Source organism: Xanthomarina arctica, assembly GCF_014638915.1.
GTDB classification, from domain to species: Bacteria; Bacteroidota; Bacteroidia; order Flavobacteriales; family Flavobacteriaceae; genus Xanthomarina; species Xanthomarina arctica.
Map to the genome: position 1 here is coordinate 424,601 of NZ_BMFQ01000001.1, position 20,581 is coordinate 445,181.

The 20,581-nt window shown below is 33.4% G+C and carries 19 protein-coding genes; 14 read left to right on the forward strand and 5 right to left on the reverse strand.

What is annotated here, in order from left to right:
- The first annotated feature begins 5 nt into the window (after positions 1 to 5).
- The 10 genes from metG to IEV77_RS01835 all read left to right on the forward strand — a co-directional run bounded on the left by metG (position 6) and on the right by IEV77_RS01835 (position 10,499).
- On the forward strand, positions 6 to 2,114 hold the full coding sequence (gene metG, locus IEV77_RS01790) for a methionine--tRNA ligase (protein ID WP_188461258.1): 2,109 nt from the start codon (positions 6 to 8) through the stop codon (positions 2,112 to 2,114).
- Between the two features lie 10 nt (positions 2,115 to 2,124).
- Entirely contained in the window at positions 2,125 to 3,555 is a 1,431-nt protein-coding gene (locus IEV77_RS01795) for a hypothetical protein (protein WP_188461260.1), read from the forward strand.
- Positions 3,556 to 3,566: 11 nt separating this feature from the next.
- Positions 3,567 to 4,199, forward strand: a complete 633-nt coding sequence (locus tag IEV77_RS01800; RefSeq protein WP_188461262.1) for a class I SAM-dependent methyltransferase — start codon at positions 3,567 to 3,569, stop codon at positions 4,197 to 4,199.
- Between the two features lie 103 nt (positions 4,200 to 4,302).
- A complete protein-coding gene (locus tag IEV77_RS01805) occupies positions 4,303 to 4,818 on the forward strand; it encodes a ferritin (RefSeq protein ID WP_188461264.1) in 516 nt (171 codons plus the stop codon).
- A gap of 77 nt (positions 4,819 to 4,895) precedes the next feature.
- Positions 4,896 to 5,066 (forward strand): hypothetical protein, encoded by a 171-nt coding sequence (locus IEV77_RS01810; protein WP_188461266.1) that lies wholly within the window; start codon positions 4,896 to 4,898, stop codon positions 5,064 to 5,066.
- Positions 5,067 to 5,298: 232 nt separating this feature from the next.
- Positions 5,299 to 5,769 (forward strand): lipocalin family protein, encoded by a 471-nt coding sequence (locus IEV77_RS01815; protein WP_188461267.1) that lies wholly within the window; start codon positions 5,299 to 5,301, stop codon positions 5,767 to 5,769.
- A 4-nt stretch (positions 5,770 to 5,773) separates the two neighbouring features.
- Positions 5,774 to 6,478, forward strand: a complete 705-nt coding sequence (locus IEV77_RS01820; RefSeq protein WP_188461269.1) for a YiaD family glycine zipper/OmpA-like lipoprotein — start codon at positions 5,774 to 5,776, stop codon at positions 6,476 to 6,478.
- 13 nt (positions 6,479 to 6,491) lie between these two features.
- Complete coding sequence (locus IEV77_RS01825; protein ID WP_188461271.1) at positions 6,492 to 7,292, forward strand: META domain-containing protein; 801 nt, start codon at positions 6,492 to 6,494, stop codon at positions 7,290 to 7,292.
- 85 nt (positions 7,293 to 7,377) lie between these two features.
- Positions 7,378 to 9,495 carry a Tex family protein gene (locus IEV77_RS01830; RefSeq protein ID WP_188461273.1) on the forward strand — a complete coding sequence of 706 codons (2,118 nt, stop codon included), beginning with the start codon at positions 7,378 to 7,380 and terminating at the stop codon, positions 9,493 to 9,495.
- A 104-nt stretch (positions 9,496 to 9,599) separates the two neighbouring features.
- Positions 9,600 to 10,499 carry a DMT family transporter gene (locus IEV77_RS01835; protein ID WP_188461275.1) on the forward strand — a complete coding sequence of 300 codons (900 nt, stop codon included), beginning with the start codon at positions 9,600 to 9,602 and terminating at the stop codon, positions 10,497 to 10,499.
- A gap of 37 nt (positions 10,500 to 10,536) precedes the next feature.
- On the opposite strand, the gene IEV77_RS01840 is transcribed toward IEV77_RS01835, so the two are convergent.
- Positions 10,537 to 10,869, reverse strand: coding sequence for a single-stranded DNA-binding protein (locus IEV77_RS01840; RefSeq protein ID WP_188461277.1), 333 nt, complete (start codon positions 10,867 to 10,869; stop codon positions 10,537 to 10,539).
- 203 nt (positions 10,870 to 11,072) lie between these two features.
- Here IEV77_RS01840 and IEV77_RS01845 point away from each other — a divergent pair, with 203 nt between their 5' ends.
- From IEV77_RS01845 to IEV77_RS01855, 3 genes are read left to right on the forward strand one after another with little or no spacing between them, the layout of a single operon-like run.
- Entirely contained in the window at positions 11,073 to 11,717 is a 645-nt protein-coding gene (locus tag IEV77_RS01845) for a spermidine synthase (protein WP_188461279.1), read from the forward strand.
- A 37-nt stretch (positions 11,718 to 11,754) separates the two neighbouring features.
- Positions 11,755 to 12,285 carry a GNAT family N-acetyltransferase gene (locus IEV77_RS01850; RefSeq protein ID WP_188462931.1) on the forward strand — a complete coding sequence of 177 codons (531 nt, stop codon included), beginning with the start codon at positions 11,755 to 11,757 and terminating at the stop codon, positions 12,283 to 12,285.
- A 20-nt stretch (positions 12,286 to 12,305) separates the two neighbouring features.
- On the forward strand, positions 12,306 to 12,656 hold the full coding sequence (locus IEV77_RS01855; RefSeq protein ID WP_188461281.1) for a hypothetical protein: 351 nt from the start codon (positions 12,306 to 12,308) through the stop codon (positions 12,654 to 12,656).
- A 47-nt stretch (positions 12,657 to 12,703) separates the two neighbouring features.
- Here IEV77_RS01855 and IEV77_RS01860 read toward each other — a convergent pair whose 3' ends face one another.
- Both IEV77_RS01860 and IEV77_RS01865 read right to left on the reverse strand, forming a co-directional pair.
- A complete protein-coding gene (locus tag IEV77_RS01860; RefSeq protein ID WP_229736556.1) occupies positions 12,704 to 13,171 on the reverse strand; it encodes an RrF2 family transcriptional regulator in 468 nt (155 codons plus the stop codon).
- Positions 13,172 to 13,388: 217 nt separating this feature from the next.
- Positions 13,389 to 13,856, reverse strand: coding sequence for a CBS domain-containing protein (locus IEV77_RS01865; protein ID WP_188461283.1), 468 nt, complete (start codon positions 13,854 to 13,856; stop codon positions 13,389 to 13,391).
- Positions 13,857 to 13,970: 114 nt separating this feature from the next.
- On the opposite strand from IEV77_RS01865, the gene IEV77_RS01870 reads away from it, so the two are divergent.
- Positions 13,971 to 16,289 carry a M28 family peptidase gene (locus IEV77_RS01870; protein ID WP_188461285.1) on the forward strand — a complete coding sequence of 773 codons (2,319 nt, stop codon included), beginning with the start codon at positions 13,971 to 13,973 and terminating at the stop codon, positions 16,287 to 16,289.
- A 114-nt stretch (positions 16,290 to 16,403) separates the two neighbouring features.
- Here the strand turns inward: IEV77_RS01870 and IEV77_RS01875 are convergent, their stop codons facing one another.
- Both IEV77_RS01875 and IEV77_RS01880 read right to left on the reverse strand, forming a co-directional pair.
- Positions 16,404 to 18,065 (reverse strand): T9SS type A sorting domain-containing protein, encoded by a 1,662-nt coding sequence (locus tag IEV77_RS01875; RefSeq protein ID WP_188461287.1) that lies wholly within the window; start codon positions 18,063 to 18,065, stop codon positions 16,404 to 16,406.
- 363 nt (positions 18,066 to 18,428) lie between these two features.
- On the reverse strand, positions 18,429 to 20,528 hold the full coding sequence (locus tag IEV77_RS01880; protein WP_188461289.1) for a M13 family metallopeptidase: 2,100 nt from the start codon (positions 20,526 to 20,528) through the stop codon (positions 18,429 to 18,431).
- Positions 20,529 to 20,581: the final 53 nt, after the last annotated feature.

The window sequence follows — 20,581 nt, forward strand, 5'->3', positions numbered from 1 at the left end:
TCAAATTGTGTACTTTTGTGGATTCTAAAAAAGTTCTAAAAATGTCAAAAAGATATACCATAACAGCCGCATTGCCTTATACAAATGGACCTATTCATATTGGCCATTTGGCAGGTGTTTATGTACCAGCAGATATTTACGCTCGCTACTTACGTTTAACAGGAAATGATGTTGCTTTTATTTGTGGAAGCGACGAACATGGTGTTCCAATTACTATAAAAGCGAAAAAAGAAGGCGTTTCTCCTCAAGATATCGTTGATAAATATCATGCAATTATTAAAAAATCGTTTGAAGATTTTGGAATTTCTTTAGATAATTATTCTAGAACTACTGCTAAAATTCATCACGATACTGCCTCAGAATTTTTCACCACTTTATACGAAAAAGGCGAATTTATTGAAGAAGTTACAGAGCAATTATACGACGAAGAAGCGAATCAGTTTTTAGCAGATCGTTTTGTTATTGGAACCTGTCCAAAATGTGGCAACGAAGAAAGTTATGGCGATCAATGTGAAGCTTGTGGTACAAGTCATAATGCTACAGATTTAATTAATCCTAAATCAGCTATTACAGGCAACGTGCCAACTTTAAAGCAAACCAAACACTGGTTTTTACCTTTAGATAAACACGAAGCCTTTTTAAAAGAATGGATTTTAGAAGGACATAAAAAAGACTGGAAATCGAATGTATACGGACAATGTAAGTCATGGATTGACGACGGTTTACGTCCAAGAGCAGTAACCAGAGATTTAGATTGGGGAATTCCTGTTCCTCTTCCAGATGCTGAAGGCAAAGTACTTTACGTTTGGTTCGATGCACCAATTGGCTACATTTCTGCAACCAAAGAATGGGCAGCACGCGAAGGAAAAGATTGGGAACCTTATTGGAAAGATAAGGATACCAAATTGGTTCATTTTATTGGAAAAGATAATATTGTATTTCACTGTATTATTTTTCCAGCCATGCTAAAAGCGGAAGGATCTTACATTCTTCCAGATAATGTACCTGCAAACGAGTTTTTAAATTTAGAAGGAAACAAACTTTCAACTTCTAAGAATTGGGCTGTTTGGTTACCAGAATATTTAGAAGATTTTCCAAATCAGCAAGACGTGTTGCGTTATGCATTAACTGCAAACGCTCCAGAAACAAAAGATAACGACTTTACATGGAAAGATTTTCAAGCTAGAAATAACAACGAATTGGTTGCTATTTTTGGGAACTTCATCAATCGTGTGGTTGTATTAACAGATAAATATTATAACGGAATTGTCCCAGAAGCATCTAATTTTTCTAAGATAGATGAAGAAACTTTAGCTACGGTAAAAGCCTATCCAGACGTTATATCTAGTTCTATTGAACGCTACAGATTTCGTGAAGCAAGTCAGGAATTAATGAATTTAGCCCGCCTTGGAAACAAATATTTAGCAGATGAAGAGCCTTGGAAAATGATTAAGCAAGACGAAGTCAGAACACAAACAATTATGTTTGTAGCGCTTCAAATTGCTTCTGCTTTAGCGACTTTAAGTGAACCGTTTTTACCATTTACTTCAGATAAATTAAAAAGAATTTTAAACTTTGAAAAAAACACATGGAATGAAGTCTCTTCAAAAGACATCTTAATTCCTGCAGGACACCAAATAGGAAAAGCAGAGTTGTTATTTTCAAAAATTGAAGATGAAACGGTTCAGTTCCAAGTTGATAAATTATTAGCAACTAAAAAAGCGAATGAAGCAGCCAACAAAACAGTTGAGCCTCAAAAAGAAGAAATTACTTTTGATGATTTCACCAAATTAGACTTGAGAGTTGGAACCATTTTGGAAGCTGAAAAAATGCCAAAAGCTAAAAAACTTTTAGTTTTAAAAGTAGATACCGGCATTGATATCAGAACCATAGTTTCTGGAATTGCAGAAAGTTTCACTCCAGAAGAAGTAATTGGTAAGAAAGTAACTGTTTTAGTTAATTTAGCGCCAAGAGCTTTACGTGGTGTAGAAAGTCAAGGAATGATTTTAATGACCGAAACTCCTGAAGGAAAATTAGTTTTTGTAAATCCTGACACTTCGACTGCGCTCAGTACAGGTGATGCTAATGTAAACAACGGATTACATATAAGTTAACCTACTATTTATGAATAGATTCATCTTTGCCTTGTTTTTTCTAGCAGCAAGTATGCAAAGTCTTCTTGCGCAAAAAACCGTTTTAAAGTTTAAAAATGAAGAGGTTTCTAGACGTACTTCCAAGGAGACCTTAACGCTTTCTAATACTATAAACCAAGATTTAACGGTGTTGTTAGTTGAAGGAAAAGATATTTATGCTTATTTATATGATGTCGATTTCAACTTAAAACAAGAATTTGAAACCAATGCCATTAAAAGCAAATATAAAGATGCTCTTGGCTATAAAATCGATGGTTTAAAACAGCATATTTTATTTTCCAACAATCAAAAAACAAAATTTGCAGTCATGACTCTCGATTTTGACTCAAAAGAGAGTTATGAAAAAGAAGTGCTTTTCGATTTCAAAGATGAAACCTTTGTTGAAACCGTAAATTATAAGAATCAAGTCTATCTTTTATCAGCAACTGATGACAATGTGATTCATATTAGAATTTTAGACAAAAACCTCAATTTTAGTAGTGTCAACAAGATAACTATTGATGGTTTTGAAGAAAACAAAGTAATTCTAAAAGAAGCACACACATTTGGTCTGTTTTACGTTTTAGGAGATTCGAAATCGAGCGTAAAAAAAATCGATCATCGTGTTCCCGGAGCAATAGAGTTAACCTCTAGTGATAATAAACTGTTTCAATTTGACAACTTGGTTTATTTAACCTTTGAAAATAACGAAACTGCGACCCTAGTTTATAAAATCAATTTTGACGATTTTTCTTATTCTTACAAAAGTTATGACTATCCAAAAGGAACAAAAGACGATTTTAAACGCTATAATTCTTATATCTATGAAGATTATTTCTTTCAGATAGCAAGTTCTAAGGATGAGATGAAGTTTCTAGTTAATAATCTGGATGGCACTTTAATCAAATCGTTTTCGGTTTATGACAATAAAGCCATAACATTTAAGAATGGTCCAATAATTCAAGATGGAGCTACAGGGGTCCCTTTTGTAAACAGGAGAGAGTTAGAAGAATCATCCAAATATCTAAGAAAAATATCGACAGGTAACGTCGGGATTTCAGTTTTAAAACAAGATGATTTATTTTATATTACTCTAGGAGGTTATGTTGTTGTTAATACAGCAAGTGCAAATCCCATGATGGGTGGAACATCAGTAAATTCAGCTGGATTAGTAACCTATAATCCTACCTATTTCAGTTATAATTCTTATTCGAATACCAAATCGACTTACTTTAATACCAAATTAGATCCCGAGTTTAATCACATTAAAGGAACTATTGACAAAAATGTTTTTGAGATCATAAAATCATATACAAACAAGTATAAATATATTACTGCAGAAGATGTCTTTTTCCATAATGGCACATTATACTTTAGCTTTTTTAATTTAAAAGACAGCGAATATAATATCGTAACCTTTTAAAGAAATTCCTTTTGGAAACTACTCAAAACATAAAAGAACACTGGAACAAAGCTTACGACAAAGCAGATAATCAATTGGGCTGGTTTGAAGAAAATCCCACTCCAACCATGCAATTAATTGAAACTTGCAAACTTGAAAAGGATGCTAGAATCTTAAATGTTGGAGCAGGAACTACCACTTTAATTGATTCACTTTTAGATGCAGGTTACACCAAAATTATTGCCAACGATTTAAGCGATTTAGCCTTAAAGAAGCTAGAAACACGAATCAAGCAATCTCATAACTACCATTTAAAAACGATTGCAGACGATTTAACCCATCCAACAAAACTAAAAACCTTAGAACCTATAAATTTATGGATCGATAGAGCTGTGCTTCATTTCTTTTTAAAGGAGGAAGAGCAAACAGCCTATTTCGACCTCATTAAAAGCATAGTAACAAAGGGTGGCTTTGTTTTGATTGCTGTGTTCGCATTAGATGGTGCCGAAAAATGTTGTGGTTTAGATTTAAAACGTTACAATGTAGGAATGCTACAAAATAAGCTAGGAAATCACTTTAAACTTATAGATTCTTTCAACTTTACGTTTATCAACCCTTTTGGTGGAGCACGTCCATATGTTTATACTTTATTCCAAAATAAATAGTATTTAAGCATTCTAAATTAAAATAACATTCTTTTAAAATGTCTATCGTTTTTGCACTGCAAATGATTAAAAGATTGCTTAAATTTGACTAAAAGCAGAAATTATGTTATCTAAATCAATAGAGAAAGTATTAAACGAACAAATTAGAATTGAAGCAGAATCTTCTCAAATATATTTAGCTATGGCCTGTTGGGCCGAAGTTAAAGGTCTAGAAGGTGTTGCAGGATTTATGTTTGCACAGTCTAACGAAGAAAGAGATCACATGCTTAAGTTTGTGAAGTTTATTAATGAACGTGGTGGACACGCACATATTTCTCAATTAAAAGCTCCTAACGTCACTTATAAATCGTTTAAGGATATGTTCGAAACTTTATATGAGCATGAGGTACTTGTTTCAGAAAGCATCAACAATTTAGTAGATATTAGCTTACAAGAAAAGGATTATGCCACTCATAACTTCCTGCAATGGTATGTAGCCGAACAAATTGAAGAAGAAGCTATGGCTAGATCTATTTTAGATAAAATTAACCTGATTGGAGACGACAAAGGTGGCCTCTATTTGTTTGATAGAGATATTCAACAACTTACAATAACTTCTGCATCAACAGATAAGGGATAAATTTTTAACATAATAGTTTATTTAGATTCATTAAAAATAACTATTTTTGCCCCATTGTCTAATACAACGTATTTGTTTTGGGAAAAAAGAAGCAAAAAAAAGAAAAGAAAAAAGCTTTAAAAGCGCTACAAGCCTCAGGTATGATTACTGATAAAGTAAAAAGTAGTTGCTGCGAAAAATTCAAGAAGAAAGAAAGCAAGCGTTGTAAAAAATGTCCTTGTTTTGACCTTTTGAAAAAAGTGGCCTAATTAGTCTTTTTATGTCATTATATTATTTCTTACGTTAAAATCTTAAGTCAACAAACTCTCTTTAAATTAAATAGGAAACTTCTTATCGTTCCTTACTAACATGAACATCTAAAGCATTCTTAATTCCGTATTTAAGATAGTCATTCATGCATATGAAGTAGTTTCTTATTTTTTTGCATCAATCCAGAAATTACTTAACCTCTATTTTTGATTTATTACTAAAATACAACTTATGAAAAACCTAATTATTTTACTATTAACAATGACCATGCTTTCATGTGGAGGCACAAAAACAGTTCGAGATTCCAAAAAAGTAATTAAAGGAGATTGGACACTTAATTCCATAAGCTATAGCGAAGTGGGAACATATAACGTGTCGCTTCTAGATGATGCTTCTAAAGCTTGCTTTGAAGGAAGTACTTGGCAGTTTATTCCAAATAATAATACCGGATTGTATACCATCAATGACACCTCTTGTTCTACAGGAGAACGTTATTTTGTATTTACCATCCAAGAAGTAGACGAAACTACAGGACTTTATGACTTTCTCTTAAAACCAACAAACAAAAAAGGCAAGTCGGAAACAAGTCAAGGTTTCAGATTGAAATTAAATGCTTTATCAGATACCAATATGCAATGGCAACAAACAGTTACTGTTAACAACAAGCCATTTACAATAATTATGAATTTTACTAAACTATAAAAATATGATATCCATAATAAATAAATTTAAAATAATGGCACTTGCAAGTGTCCTAATAATAAGTTTTACAAGTTGCAAGACTGTAGATAATGCAAACAACAAGCAAAAAGGCGCTGTAATTGGTGCTACTGGTGGTGCTCTTCTAGGAGCCATAATAGGTAACAATGCTGGTAAAGGTGGTAATGGTGCATTAGGAGCTGTAATTGGTGGCGTTGTAGGCGGTGGAGCTGGCGTACTTATTGGTAATAAAATGGACAAACAGGCGCAACAAATTGAAAATGAAATTCCTGGAGCTCAAGTTGAACGAGTGGATGATGGGATAGTAATAACGTTCGATGAAAATAGTGGTGTGTATTTTGCAACAGATAAATATAATATCAATAGCGCTTCTGAAGCTACTTTAAAAAAATTATCTAATGTGTTTAAAGAATATCCAGACACTAATATTTTGGTTGTTGGACACACAGACAGTGTGGGAGCTAGTGATTATAACATGACGCTTTCCAAAAACAGAGCATATGCAGTAACAAATTATTTGAAAGGACTTGGCTTAAGTAGTGGTAGATTTACAACCAATTGGTTTGGAGAAAACCAACCAATGCATGATAATACAACTGCCGATGGACGTGCTAAAAACAGACGTGTTAACATTGCCATATTACCAAATGAACAGATGATTGACGATGCTCAAAAACAAGCAAATAATTAAAAATAGCGTATATATGAATTTAAGATTTTTTGAATTAACAGCTATCATGCTTGTTTTATTTACAAGTTGTAATTCCAATGAAAAAAAGAATGCTGAAACGGCTTCCGAAGATATTATTGTTGAAGAAGTTGTAATAGATTCCCATACAAGTGAAAATGCATTAGATTGGGAAGGCACATATATTGGAACCCTTCCATGTGCAGACTGTGAAGGTATTGAAAGAACGATTACCATAAATAAAGACCAAACTTTTGTAGCCAAAGATAATTATCTAGGAAAAAAAGATGGTGTATTTGATAGTCGTGGTTATATAAAATGGACTGATAATGGTCAGAAAATTATGTTATCAGACGATAATGAAACATCTTATTTTGCAGGTGAAAATACTTTGACGCAACTCGATCAATCTGGGAATAAAATAACAGGCGAATTAGCCGATTTATATATTCTAAAAAAACAAAATGTGTCTCAAGATGACGACATTGTTTTTACAGACACCAAATGGATATTGGTAAAACTCAAGGGGAAAGACATCTCAGAGAGCGAAGCCTTTATTTCGTTTGCTACTGAAGAGAATCGTGTGTTTGGACATGCTGGTTGTAATACTTTTTCTGGAACCTATAAAATTAAAAACAATACGCAACTTGAGCTTTCCAAAATAGCTACAACCATGATGGCTTGCCCAGACATGACTATTGAAGACCAATTTATGGATGTGCTTAATACAGCTGATAACTTTTCCCTTAACGGAAATACTATGACATTAAATAAGGCAAAAATGGCGCCTTTGGCAGTTTTTGAAACGGCAGAATAAGTCCATTATCTCCCTATAAAAGGAAAACCTCGTAGACTATGTACTGCGAGGTTTTTTTAGTATTTTCGACTTTCAAAATAGATTTATGATTTCCTATATAATTTCCCAAACACAACTTCCTGAAGTTTCAGTAAAAAACACCGTAGAATTATTAAATGAGGCTTGTACCATTCCGTTTATTTCTCGTTATAGAAAAGAACGCACTGGAAATTTGGATGAAGTTCAAATTGGAGATATTGTAAAATATAAAGAGCAATTTGAAGCCTTAGAGAAACGAAAAGCAACCATTCTTAAAGCTTTAGAGGAACAAGATGTTTTAACAGACGAATTAAAACAGAAAATAGAGAAAACACAAGATTTAACAACTCTTGAAGATCTCTACTTACCTTTCAAAAAAAGTCGAAAAACCAAAGCTGAAACTGCAAGAAAAAATGGCTTAGAGCCTTTGGCAAAAATCATAATGAGCCAGAATGCTTCAGATGTTGAATCTATTGCATATAAATACGTAAAAGGAAATGTTGGCTCTGTGGAAGATGCTTTGGAAGGTGCTAGACATATTATTTCTGAATGGATCAATGAACGTACCGATGTTAGAAATAACATACGTAAACAGTTAGAACGTTTTGCTAGGATTTCTACCAAAGTAGTGAAATCGAAAAAGGAGGATGAAAACGCTCAAAAATTTAGAGATTATTTTGAATGGGAAGAAGCTTTAAGCCGTATCCCTTCTCATAGGTTATTAGCTATTTTAAGAGCAGAAAAAGAAGGTTTTGTAAAAGTAAAAATCGAGATTGATAATGAGAAAGCTTTGTCAAACATAGAAGATCGCATTATGCGATCAAACAATGCCTGTTCAGAGCAGATTGAATTAGCCATTCAAGACGCTTATAAACGATTATTATTTCCATCTTTATCGAATGAAGCACTTCAAAATGCCAAAGAAAAAGCCGATTTATCTGCTATTAATGTTTTTGCGAAAAATTTAAAACAATTATTATTAGGTTCGCCTTTAGGTGAAAAACGTGTTTTAGCTATTGATCCTGGATTTCGATCAGGCTGTAAAATTGTGTGTTTGGATGCCCAAGGAAATTTAAAACACAACGAAACCATCTATCCTCATCCTCCAAAGAGTGATGCCTTAGGAGCCATGAAAAAAATAGGCTCCCTTTCTGAAGCCTATAAAATTGAAGCAATTGCCATTGGTAACGGAACAGCATCTCGTGAAACAGAAGCTTTAATCAGAAAAATACATTTTAAAAACGATATTCAGGTTTTTGTTGTTAGTGAAGCTGGAGCCAGTATTTATTCGGCATCCAAAATTGCTCGCGACGAATTTCCAAATTACGATGTCACCGTTCGTGGCTCGGTTTCTATAGGAAGACGCTTGCAAGATCCGCTAGCTGAACTCGTAAAAATTGATGCCAAATCCATTGGTGTTGGACAATACCAACACGATGTAGATCAAACAAAACTAAAAAGTGAATTAGACACTGTAGTTGAAAGTTGTGTGAATTCTGTAGGTGTAAACATCAATACAGCGAGTACCAGTTTGCTAAGCTATGTCTCTGGAATTGGACCTAAATTAGCCGAAAACATTTTTAATTACCGTACAGAACACGGTGTTTTTAAATCCAGAACTGCTATTAAAAAAGTACCTCGTTTGGGAGATAAAGCTTTTGAACAAGGTGTTGCTTTTTTACGAATTAAAGAGGCTAAAAATCCGTTAGACGATTCGGCTGTGCATCCAGAAAGTTATGGGATTGTTGAAAAAATGGCTAAAGATTTAGGCAAAAATGTCTCAGACTTGATTGGAAACAAAGAGCTACTTCAAAAACTAGATTTAAAAAAATATTGTACAGATTCTGTAGGTTTACCAACACTTCAGGATATTATAAAAGAACTTGAAAAACCTGGTTTAGATATTCGTGAGCAAGCAAAAGTATTCACTTTTAATCAAAATATAAAAACCATTAACGATTTGCAGGAAGGACAATTGCTTCCTGGTATAGTAAATAATGTGACCAATTTTGGTGCTTTCGTAGATATTGGTATTAAAGAAAGTGGTTTAATTCATGTCTCCAATTTATCAGACAGCTTTGTAAGTGATGTCAATGAACATGTTAGCCTACACCAGCAAGTTATTGTAAAGGTCTTGGAAGTAGATGTGGCTCGAAAACGTATTCAATTAAAACTTCATAAGTAAAAACAGGATAATATTTAACCACAAAATGTGAATATAGTCTCACATATATCCGTAAAGTAGAAGTACTTTTGCCGCTTCATTTAAAGTCACTAAATAGTTTTCAGATGAAAAAGGCAAGAATTGCATTAGTTATTGGAATAATCTGTATTTCTATATTCCCTATTTTGGTAAAGTTAAACCTGACTCCAGGTGTGATTTCGGCATTTTATAGAATGTTGTTTTCATTGCTGTTGCTATTACCGTATGTTTTAATTAGCAGACAACTAAAAATTCCAAATTTAAAAACGGGACTTTTGGCTCTTCTTTGCGGTGTTATTTTTGGGAGTGATGTAGCAGTTTGGAATATTGCCATCCAAGAATCTACAGCTACTCAAGCCTCATTGCTAACAAATTTATCTCCTGTTTGGCTTGGTGTATTATCATTATTTTTTCTAAAAGACAAGCCAAAAACAAATTTCTGGATAGGAACAATTATAGCAGTTTTTGGGATGATGATGTTGGTTGGTTTTACCGTTTTCAGAAATCTAGATTTTGATTTAGCTTTTAGCTTTGGAATTCTTTCTGGCGTTTTATATGCCATTTATATGTTGATTAGTAAAGAAGTTTTAAAAACTATGAATGTACTTTCCTTTATGACTATCAGTTTAATTGGGTCGTCTGTTCATTTAGGCTTCGTAAGTTATGCTCTAGACGAACCCTTCACTGGCTTTTCTAATACGGGTTGGTTTGTTTTAATTATCCAAGCAGTTGTTTGTCAGCTTTTGGCCTGGTTACTTATTAGTTATGCAACCAAACACATGCGAGCTACCAGAGTTTCAGTTAGTTTATTAGGACAAGGAATTTTGGCTTCCATTTTTGCTTGGATATTTATAAATGAAACCATATCTCTGCAAATGGTTTTGGGTGGATTTATTTTACTTTTTGGGATACGAGTAACCTTCTATGAGAAACAAATTACATCTACTTTTAAAAACAAGTTGTTCAAAACAAAAAATGCGATCTGAATATTCCAGATCGCATTTTAATCGAGTTTTATAAATACTATTTACCTAACATCAATAACTCGTTACATAAAATTTCGGTTGTATAATGTTTTTTACCATCTTTATCTTCCCAAGAGCGATTTGTTAATTTTCCTTCTACTGCAATTTCTTTTCCTTTGGTAATGTATTCTTCCACTATTTTTACCAAGCCTCCTTTTACAATAATGTTGTGCCAGTAAGCACGCTCCACTTTTTGTCCATTTTTGTCTTTGTAACTATCGTCTGTAGCTAAAGAAAATTTAGCCATTTTGTTACCATCTTCAAAGTTAATAATTTCAGGATCTTGTCCTAATCTTCCAATCAACTGTACTTTGTTTCTAAGCGTTTTCATAATTTTAAATTTTAAGGCCAGCCCAAAAGCATGGCGGGTTAAACAGTTAATACTATTGAATATCGTTCGGTCAATTCAACGGTACAAAGATGCAACCACCTCCAAATGTTAGTCGGTTATTAACTATTTAAATTCGTTTGTAAATATTTGTAGTCGTTTGTAAACGAATAATTATTCCTTATTAAGTCTTATCTTTACAGACAATGAAAAGAATTTTAAGCTATATCTATCCTGTTGCAAAAAAGATTGAATCGGATAAAAACGGAACTCTTGAAATAACTTGGTTCAACGGAAAAAAGCATTTAAACTCAAAAAATGCCAACTATTCTTATGGTTCGTTACAACGAATTTTAAAGTTTGGTTTAGAAAAAATAAACCTATCGAAAGTTAATTCGGTACTCCTTCTTGGACTTGGTGGTGGCAGTGTTATTGAAACCCTACGTAAAGATTTTAAATATCAAAAACACATTACAGCCATTGAAATCGATCAAGTGATTATCGATCTTGCTAAAGACGAATTTCAACTAAAAGCATATGAAAAATTAGAGATTATTTGCGATGATGCTTTTCATTTTGTAGAAACCCACAACCAAACTTTCGACTTAATTATTATCGATCTTTTTATAGATACTCAAGTGCCAAAACAATTTCTTGAATTAGATTTCTGGGAATTTGTTTTAAAACGAAAATCTACTAATGGCATCATAATATTCAACGCGTCTTTAGAAAAATCTCTAGGAAGTAAATTGGAATCTATTATTAGTTATTTAAAATCCCATGTATATAAAGTAGCGGTTTTTGAAAAAGTAAATCAAACAAACACCTTGGTTATAGCAAGTGCCTTGTAGGTATTTGTAAATGAATAATTTGTATCTTGCTTCTATTATGAAATTCCATATTGAAACCGAAAGACTGATCCTTAGAGACTTAAGAAAAACCGACCTAGAAGGTATGTTTGAACTAGATTCAGATCCCGAAGTCCATAAATATTTAGGGAATAACCCCGTGAAAGCAATTGAAGAATCTGAAAAAATTTTAGAAAGTGTTCTAACACAATATGAAGATCGAGGTATTGGCAGATTTGCTATTATAGAAAAATCTTCTGGAGACTTTGTAGGCTGGTCTGGAATACGTTTAAATACGGAATATAGCATGAATGGCTTTACCAAATATTACGATGTAGGTTACAGACTTCTAAAACGTTTCTGGGGAAATGGCTACGCAACAGAATCTGGCAAAGCTTCTGTGGAATACGCTTTTAAAACTATGAAACTTCCGGAGATATTTGCCACCACAGAAATAGGAAATGAGGCATCTCATCAAGCACTTTTAAAAATCGGATTACACTATGTGGAAGATTTTTATTCTGAACAAGAGCAATTAAATTTACGTTGGTATAAAATGGAAAGCCCATAATGGGCATTAATTAAAAAACTATGCAAAAACAATGTCCAGAATGCGGTGATAAAATTGTAGGCAGAATTGATAAAAAATTCTGTAGCGATGCTTGTAGAAACTCTTTTAATAATAGCGTAAATAAAGACAGTAAAAACCTGATTAGAAATACCAATAACCGATTAAGAAAAAATTACCGAATTTTAGAAGATCTCAATCCAGATCAAAAAACCAAAACATCCAGAGCCAAACTGATAGAGAAAGGATTTGATTTCAATTATTTTACTAGCATTTATACTACTAAGGCAGGAACTATTTATTACTTTGTTTACGACCAAGGATATCTGCCACTAGAAGGTGAATTTTATGCACTAGTAAAGCGTGAGAGTTAAAAAAGCATCTATGTTTACACAGCACAGACACTATAAAACTGTGATTACTAGTTTAAAATTTCGAAAGATTTTAAGGAGATATATCTGCCTTTCAATTGAATCTCCACAACAAATTCGGCTATGGTTTTTTCCTTAAAGTCTTTAAATAGCTTTTGCTTAAAGGCGATAACGGTAAAATGTATAGGGCATGGATTTTCATCCCCACATTTTGATAAACCTAAAAAACACTGATTAAATTTCTCGGAACCATCAATTTCTAACAAAACATCCCAGACAGTTTTTTCTTTATTTTCATCACTTAGATAAAAACCGCCATAAGGCCCTTTAGTAGAAGTAACAAGGTTACTCTTATTTAATTTTTGCAATAATTTGGCCAGAAAAGGTTGAGGCACTTCTAATTCTTCAGAAATAATTTTTACTCCAATTTTATGTTCTTCATCGGAACACATTCCTAAATATAAGATGGATCTGATAGCGTATTGACAAGCATTTGATAACACAGTAATTTTTTTCAAAGATATGCAAAAAAGATGTTTTAGTCTGATTTTACCTTAGATGATCTCAATATAAGATTTATAACCTAACTTTAAAATCTGATAAACGATAAATTTTTATTTCTAATAAATTATACGAGTTGAATTTAAACATAGAAATAAGCTGCTTAAATAAAGCCGTTATTTACAAGGAAGTAGAAAAGAAAGATGGCTATTTTAATGTAGATACTTATAGATATTACTTCCAATCATGACCTTTTAAATTCATGGCAACTTTTAAAATATCTTTCTGACTGATTTGCCCTACCAATTTTCCATTTTCAACAATTGGAAACCGTCTTCTTTTAGATTCTAAAAATTTATTAGCGGCATCTAGAACATTCATATTTCCATCAATGGTTTCGACATCTTTAATCATGCGTTTTTCAACATTATCATTTTCCATTGGCATATTGTAATATCTACTTTCACTAATTTGTTTTAAACAATCTCCTTCGGAAATAACACCAACCAATTCGTAGTTTTCGTTAACAACTGGTCCACCAGAAATTTTATTTTTAATAAGAATATCTATAACCTGTTCAATAGATTGATCTGGCTTAAAGGTTATTAAGTCTTTGCACATGACATCGCTTACCTTAAAAGGAAATTCTTCCGATGAATTTGGTTGTTGCTTTCTAGCACCTTGAAAACTCTTTATACCCATGACTATTTAATTTAGAATTAATCTTAAATATAACAAAATTAGACGAGTTTTCCTAACTAGGCTTTAGCTGAGAATAATTTCTTATTTTTATAGAAACTAACTAACCTCTATACCATGTTTAAAAAAGGAATTTCCTTAGCACTTATTATTATAGCTATTTACTGGAGTTTTTCGGCATTACTACCTAGTAAAATATCGACTATAGATGCTCCAGACAATTCATTTTCTACCCAAAGAGCCTTAGTTCATTTAGAAGAAATTTCTAAAAACCCTCATTACGTTGGTAGTCCAGATCATGAAAGGGTTAGAAACTATTTAGTAAATGCTTTACAAGATTTGGGCTTAGAAACCGAAATTCAAGAAGATTATATTCTAACAGATTGGGGAACCATTACAAAACCAAAAAATATTTTAGCCAGAATTAAAGGGTCTGATAATTCAAAAGCCCTGATGCTACTATCCCATTATGATAGTAAATCGCATGCATCTTTAGGAGCCAGCGATGCCGGCTCTGGAGTGGTCACTATTCTAGAAGGTTTAAGAGCCTATTTACACGAAAACCTGCCTGACGGACAGGTAGGCAAAACACCGAAAAATGATATTATTATTTTGTTTTCTGATGCCGAAGAATTAGGTTTAAATGGCGCCTCATTGTTTGTAAATAAGCATCCTTGGGCACAAGACATTGGCTTGGTATTAAATTTTGAAGCTCGTGGAAGTGGTGGCCCAAGCTATATGTTAATGGAAACTAATGGTGGAAATCATAATTTAATTTCTGGTTTTAAAGAAGCCAATCCAGATTATCCTGTGGCTAATTCTTTGGCTTATAGTGTTTATAAAAAATTACCAAACGATACAGATTTAACCCGTTTTAGAGAAGACGGAAATATTGATGGATTTAACTTTGCTTTTATTGATGACCACTTCGATTACCACACGTCTTTAGATACATATGATCGATTAGATAGAAATACTCTAGAACATCAAGGGAGTTATTTAATGCCTTTGTTAAACTATTTTTCGGATGCAAACCTCAACAATTTAAAAAGTGATGAGGATGTTATTTATTTTAACGTGCCTTTATTTAAAACCGTTAGCTACCCTTTTTCATGGATTATTCCTATGCTTATCTTGGCTATTGTAATTTTTATGGGGCTAATTTTTTATGGTTTAAGTAAAAGAACATTAAACTCCAAACAGATTGGAAAAGGAGCACTCATATTTCTAGAAGTTTTAATAATAAATGGTGCTATTGGATTTTTTGGATGGAAATTATTATTGGTTATATATCCGCAATATTCCGAAATCCTACAAGGATTCACATACAATGGGCATGCCTATATTTGGGCTTTTTCCTTACTATCCATGGGAATTTGCTTTTGGTTTTATCACAAAATATACAAGCCAGAAAACACAGCTAGTTTACTAATCGCTCCAATCTTTATTTGGCTACTAATTTGTGCCATTATTGCTTGGCAACTTGAAGGAGCAAGCTTTTTCGTCATCCCAGTTTTTTTCGCATTAATTAGTCTGTTTGTTTTGGTAAGACAAAAGCAGCCTAATCTTATTTTACTAACACTATTAGCATTTCCAGCTTTAACCATCCTATCGCCTTTTATTCAAATGTTTCCAGTTGGTTTGGGTTTAAAACTGCTACTAGCTTCAACCATTTTAGTCACATTAATTTTTGGTTTATTAATAGCGGTTCTTGGGTTTTTTAAGTATAAAAACAGATGGTCATATCTCTTATTTATAAGTGCGATTGGAATATTTATTTTTGCTCATTTAAATTCAGCTTTTAATGAAGAACATCCAAAACCAAATAGCTTGGTTTATTATTTAGACACAGACATCGATGATGCTGTTTGGGCAAGCTATGACAATATATTAGATCCTTGGACTAAAGCATATGTTTCAGAATCTCCAGATACAGAGCATGCTATTTCAAAAACCACCTTTGGAAGCAAATACAACACCAGTTTCAATTTTAGTAAAAAAGCCAATATAAAACCTATAAAACAACCATTTATAGATATCCAAAAAGATACTATTATTGGTGAAGAAAGACATATAAAATTATTTATTTCACCGCAACGTTTGGTTAACAGAATGGATATTTATGCCGATTCCTTAAATGTATTCACATCTTTCAATGTGAATGGTTTAGAGATTGAAAAAGATGAAAGTGGGTTCGTGTTTCATAATAGGGATTTTAACCGATTATTTGAATATTATGTGGTTGATGATAAATTCTTGGAACTTGAATTTACAGTTCCTAAAAACCAAAAAACAAGCGTAATCTATTATGAGAATTCATTCAATTTGCTTGACAACCCATTATTTGATGTTCCTGAAAGACCAAAAAACATGATTCCAAAACCTTTTGTTGTAAACGATGCCGTGATGCTTAAAAAAACAATCATTCTAGATTAATGACTTTTATTAATTCTTAACAGATCTTAAACAAAAGTTTATTTTAAAACAAAAAACCACCTCAGTTTGAGGTGGTTTTTTTTATTATAAAGAATATTATTCAATAAACTTTATTTACTTTTTAATCAATCTGTATGTGTGCACTTCTCCCGCATGTTTAAGCGTTACAAGATACATTCCGGAGGTCAAGGCATCATTTACAGAGACAGTTAATTTATTGTTATTTACAACCAAAGTATTATTAAAGATCTGTCTACCTGCCAAATCTACAATCCTCACTTCTATGTTCTCCCCATTTAATTTTGGTGCATTAACATAGAATGTATTACCATTCAATGGATTTGGAAACAAACTAGTACCTGCTAACAAATTATTCTCATCAATACTTGTAGTTGCATCCGAGACTTCAACGGTATAATCTTCAGCCTGACCATAACCTGTTATATTACAAGGCGCAGCTACAACATTAAATCTCTTCATAACTCGCATGGTAGTATTTCCCATTATTGCGGAGGTAGGAACCGTAATAGAACCTATAGATGAGACACCGTCTTCTCCGGTTGAGCTAAAAATATCAGGAAGCAAATACATCTCATTAGAACCTGTGGCATTATCAAAAACACCATCTTGATTCCAGTCAATGTATGCAACAATTTTTGTGGTAAAAGCACCATCCGTATTCCCTTTTATTTCAATCGGGTAGGCCTCACCAAGATTTACAGAAGCAATTTGAGCCGTAAAGTCTTCTAAAGGAGCTCCACCAGTTGCTGCACTTGTAGTATTCTCTATACCAGCAAAATTTACATAAGTAATTGGCTCAACACCACTAGGAAAAAGCACATCACAATATTCAACTTCTGTAGTAGTAAAAGTTGCTACTCCAGAAATTGCAGTCTCTGATGAGTTTGTACAAGTTGAAGAAAATCTCCATTCTACCAAATCTCCAACCTGTGCAGGAGCCGTTGCAGAATATGCCAAAACCTCAACTGTAGGGGCACCTTCATCTACCCAACCAGCACCATTAGTATTGGATTGCCATTGAAAAGACATTCCGGCATTTACAGTATAACCTTGAGCTGATACGGTATAAGAAGTACCAGGACCGCCCATTGTTGGATTAACTAATGCTATTCCAGCGTCAGGCATTCCAGCGCAAGAAGCAATGGCATCGCAATTTCCAAAAAAGGACATAACTCCATCGGCTGCCTGATCAAATCCATCAATTGGATCTGAACCAGGAACCCAGATTCCATTTGCCAAGAAATAAGATTCATTAGGCGTATTAAGCGCAGTAACCACTTCCATATAAGAACTGGCGCCACTGTATTCTATGGTTACACCAACCCAAGAAATACTTTCCGTGGCACTACCTACTAGCGTATAAGGAACAGCTAAGTCTGTACTTACCTGCATTAAATCAAAACCAAATGCAGTTCCCACATTTGTAATAGACGTTGGTGCCTGCACAGCAGTAGAACCTAATTCTAGGCCGGGTCCATTTCCAGAAGCAGAGTTTTTATAAAAATAAAATTGTACTCCAGTTACTGGAACACCAGGGGTAACCAATACATTAAACTGAATGGTGTTTAATGTAAAGGCAGTATCGGCATCTATGACCAAATCGTTCGCAAATATTAATAATTGCAGATTTCCATAACCATCCTCCACCTCTGCACCACCAAGGGTTTCTTGAGAACAAGCCGTTTGTGCATAGCCAGAGTTCCACATAAATGTGGCTACTAAGGCTGTAAAAAATAACAAAGTAATTTTTTTCATAATAAATACGTTTTAGATTAATTTATAATTGTTAAAAAAAATCCCAATCAGATTCTTTATTTAAAAATACTTACAAAAATGAATCATCTATAGTATTGGGAATAATCTAATGAAATTAACAAATATTTAGGAATAAACCAAGGTATATTTCAAATAATACAAAATTACTTTGAAGATAATTAACTCAACAAAAACGGCACCAATTAACAGGTACTTCTTAGGCATAATTGAGGAAATATTGACAAGCAACCTTCCTTTATAAATCCATATCCATAAAAGAGTCTGATGCATGAACTTCGAACTTAAAAACAGAAAAGCCAGCAATTATGCTGGCTTTCTCTATTTAGTATCTAAAAATTTACATTACCATATTCTAACTCTTTCTTCCGGAGCAATGTACATGCTATCTCCTTCTTTAACATTAAAAGCTTCATAAAAAGCATCTACATTTAATAGAGGTTGAACGGCACGATTCATTCCAGGGGAATGTGAATCTGTTTTTATTCTTGTTTTTAATGCATCATCACGCATTTTTATTCTCCAAACAGTTGCCCAACTCATAAAGAAACGTTGTTCTGGAGAAAACCCATCAATATCTGCTGGTCTACCATTTTCTTTAAAATCCATTTGCAAGGCGTCGTAAGCAGCTAATACACCACCTAAATCACCAATGTTTTCACCTAAAGTAAATTTACCATTAATAAATACCTCTGGTAATACCTCAATAGCACTGTACTGATCTGCAAGTTGTGCTCCTAAAGCTTCAAATTGTTCCAAATCTGAATCTGTCCACCAATTATTTAAATTTCCATCCTTATCGTAACGTGATCCAGAATCATCAAAACTGTGAGAGATTTCATGACCAATTACCGCTCCAATACCACCATAATTTACAGCATCGTCTGCTTGATAATTATAAAATGGAGGTTGTAAAATAGCTGCTGGAAAAACAATTTCGTTAAACGAAGGGTTAAAGTAGGCATTCACTACTTGAGGTGCCATGTACCACTCGCTTTTATCTACTGGCTTCCCTAACTTTTCAAGATCTTTATTAAAATTCCAAGCACGTGCATTTAAAGAGTTTTGAAGGTAAGAACCTCCATTTTCAACACTTGCTACTTCTAATTCAGAATAGTCTTTCCATTTATCTGGATAGGCTATTTTAATAGATGTTGCTTGTAATTTTTCAATGGCTTTTTGCTTTGTTTCTGGGCTCATCCATTCTAAATTATTGATACGATTTTCAAATGCCAAAATAACATTTTTAATCATTTTTTCAGCCTTCACTTTCGCTTCAGGTGGAAACATTTTATCTACATACAGCTTTCCTAAAGCTTCTCCAACAGTACCGTTTAAGACTCCTAATGCACGTTCATCACGCGGACGTTGTTTTTTTGCTCCGTTTAATTCACGACCATAAAACTCCCAGTTTGCTGTTTCTAATTCTGTGCTAAGTTTTCCTGCCGCACTGTTAAATGCATCCCATCGTAAATATGCTTTCCAGTCGTTGACATTACCTTCAGCTAACACCTCTTGTAAACGATTGAAATAATTTAAATCGCCTACAATAACCGTATCTAATTGTTTAACACCAATTCCTTCCAAATAATTTTTCCAATTTACAGAAGGCACCATTTTTTGTACCTCTTCTATAGATCTTGGATTGTAACGCTTTCTTGCATCACGTCTATCTACTTTATCCATTTTAGCTTCCGCTAAACGGGTTTCAAATGCTAAAATTTGTTTGGCTTCTGCGCTAGCCTCAGCTTCTGTTTCACCTAAATACTGCAGCATTTTGGTCATGTAAACCACGTATTTTTCACGTTTTTCTTTAGAATCCGCATCGTCTTTTACATAATAATCACGATCAGGTAAACCTGTGCTACCTCCACCTAAATATGCGACGTTACGGTTACTGTCTTTAGGATCTGAACCAACACCAAAACCATATAAACCACCTCCACCTTGAGGCTCCATCTCTATCATGTACGCTTGCAAGTCTTCAATGCTTGCTATAGCCTCAATTTTAGCTAGGAGAGGCTCTATAGGAGCCATTCCTTGTTTATCGCGTCCAATAGTATCCATTATGGTTTGATAAAGAAAGACAGCTTTTTCTTGATCTGAACCAGGCAATAACTGAATGGAAGAAAGATCCTTATTATCAGACATAGCCTCCTCTAAGATACTTAAAGCATCTGCATCGGTCTTTTTACGAAGTTCATTAAAACTTCCCCAAACAGATTGATCATCTGGAATCTCTGTAGTCTCTAACCACGTTCCATTAACATAGTTAAAAAAATCTTGATTTGGTGCCACTGAAGTATCCATGAAATCTAAATTGATTCCTGGTACTTGCACCACTTCTAATTTTGCCATTTCTTTTTTTGAATCATCTTTACAAGCTACAAGGCCTGCAAAAGCTACCATGCTATAAAGTGGTAACTTTAAGTACTTTCTATTCATAGGGTCTGGGTTAAATTATAAAAAGTGCAATTTACTAAATACTTAGAGTGAAT

Coding starts and splice junctions, on each gene's coding strand:
- IEV77_RS01795 (WP_188461260.1), top strand. CDS start 2,125: ATGAATAGATTCATCTTTGCCTTGTTTTTTCTAGCAGCAAGTATGCAA.
- IEV77_RS01805 (WP_188461264.1), top strand. CDS start 4,303: ATGTTATCTAAATCAATAGAGAAAGTATTAAACGAACAAATTAGAATT.
- IEV77_RS01815 (WP_188461267.1), top strand. CDS start 5,299: ATGAAAAACCTAATTATTTTACTATTAACAATGACCATGCTTTCATGT.
- IEV77_RS01820 (WP_188461269.1), top strand. CDS start 5,774: ATGATATCCATAATAAATAAATTTAAAATAATGGCACTTGCAAGTGTC.
- IEV77_RS01825 (WP_188461271.1), top strand. CDS start 6,492: ATGAATTTAAGATTTTTTGAATTAACAGCTATCATGCTTGTTTTATTT.
- IEV77_RS01830 (WP_188461273.1), top strand. CDS start 7,378: ATGATTTCCTATATAATTTCCCAAACACAACTTCCTGAAGTTTCAGTA.
- IEV77_RS01835 (WP_188461275.1), top strand. CDS start 9,600: ATGAAAAAGGCAAGAATTGCATTAGTTATTGGAATAATCTGTATTTCT.
- IEV77_RS01840 (WP_188461277.1), bottom strand. CDS start 10,869: ATGAAAACGCTTAGAAACAAAGTACAGTTGATTGGAAGATTAGGACAA.
- IEV77_RS01845 (WP_188461279.1), top strand. CDS start 11,073: ATGAAAAGAATTTTAAGCTATATCTATCCTGTTGCAAAAAAGATTGAA.
- IEV77_RS01850 (WP_188462931.1), top strand. CDS start 11,755: ATGAAATTCCATATTGAAACCGAAAGACTGATCCTTAGAGACTTAAGA.
- IEV77_RS01855 (WP_188461281.1), top strand. CDS start 12,306: ATGCAAAAACAATGTCCAGAATGCGGTGATAAAATTGTAGGCAGAATT.
- IEV77_RS01865 (WP_188461283.1), bottom strand. CDS start 13,856: ATGGGTATAAAGAGTTTTCAAGGTGCTAGAAAGCAACAACCAAATTCA.
- IEV77_RS01870 (WP_188461285.1), top strand. CDS start 13,971: ATGTTTAAAAAAGGAATTTCCTTAGCACTTATTATTATAGCTATTTAC.
- IEV77_RS01875 (WP_188461287.1), bottom strand. CDS start 18,065: ATGAAAAAAATTACTTTGTTATTTTTTACAGCCTTAGTAGCCACATTT.
- IEV77_RS01880 (WP_188461289.1), bottom strand. CDS start 20,528: ATGAATAGAAAGTACTTAAAGTTACCACTTTATAGCATGGTAGCTTTT.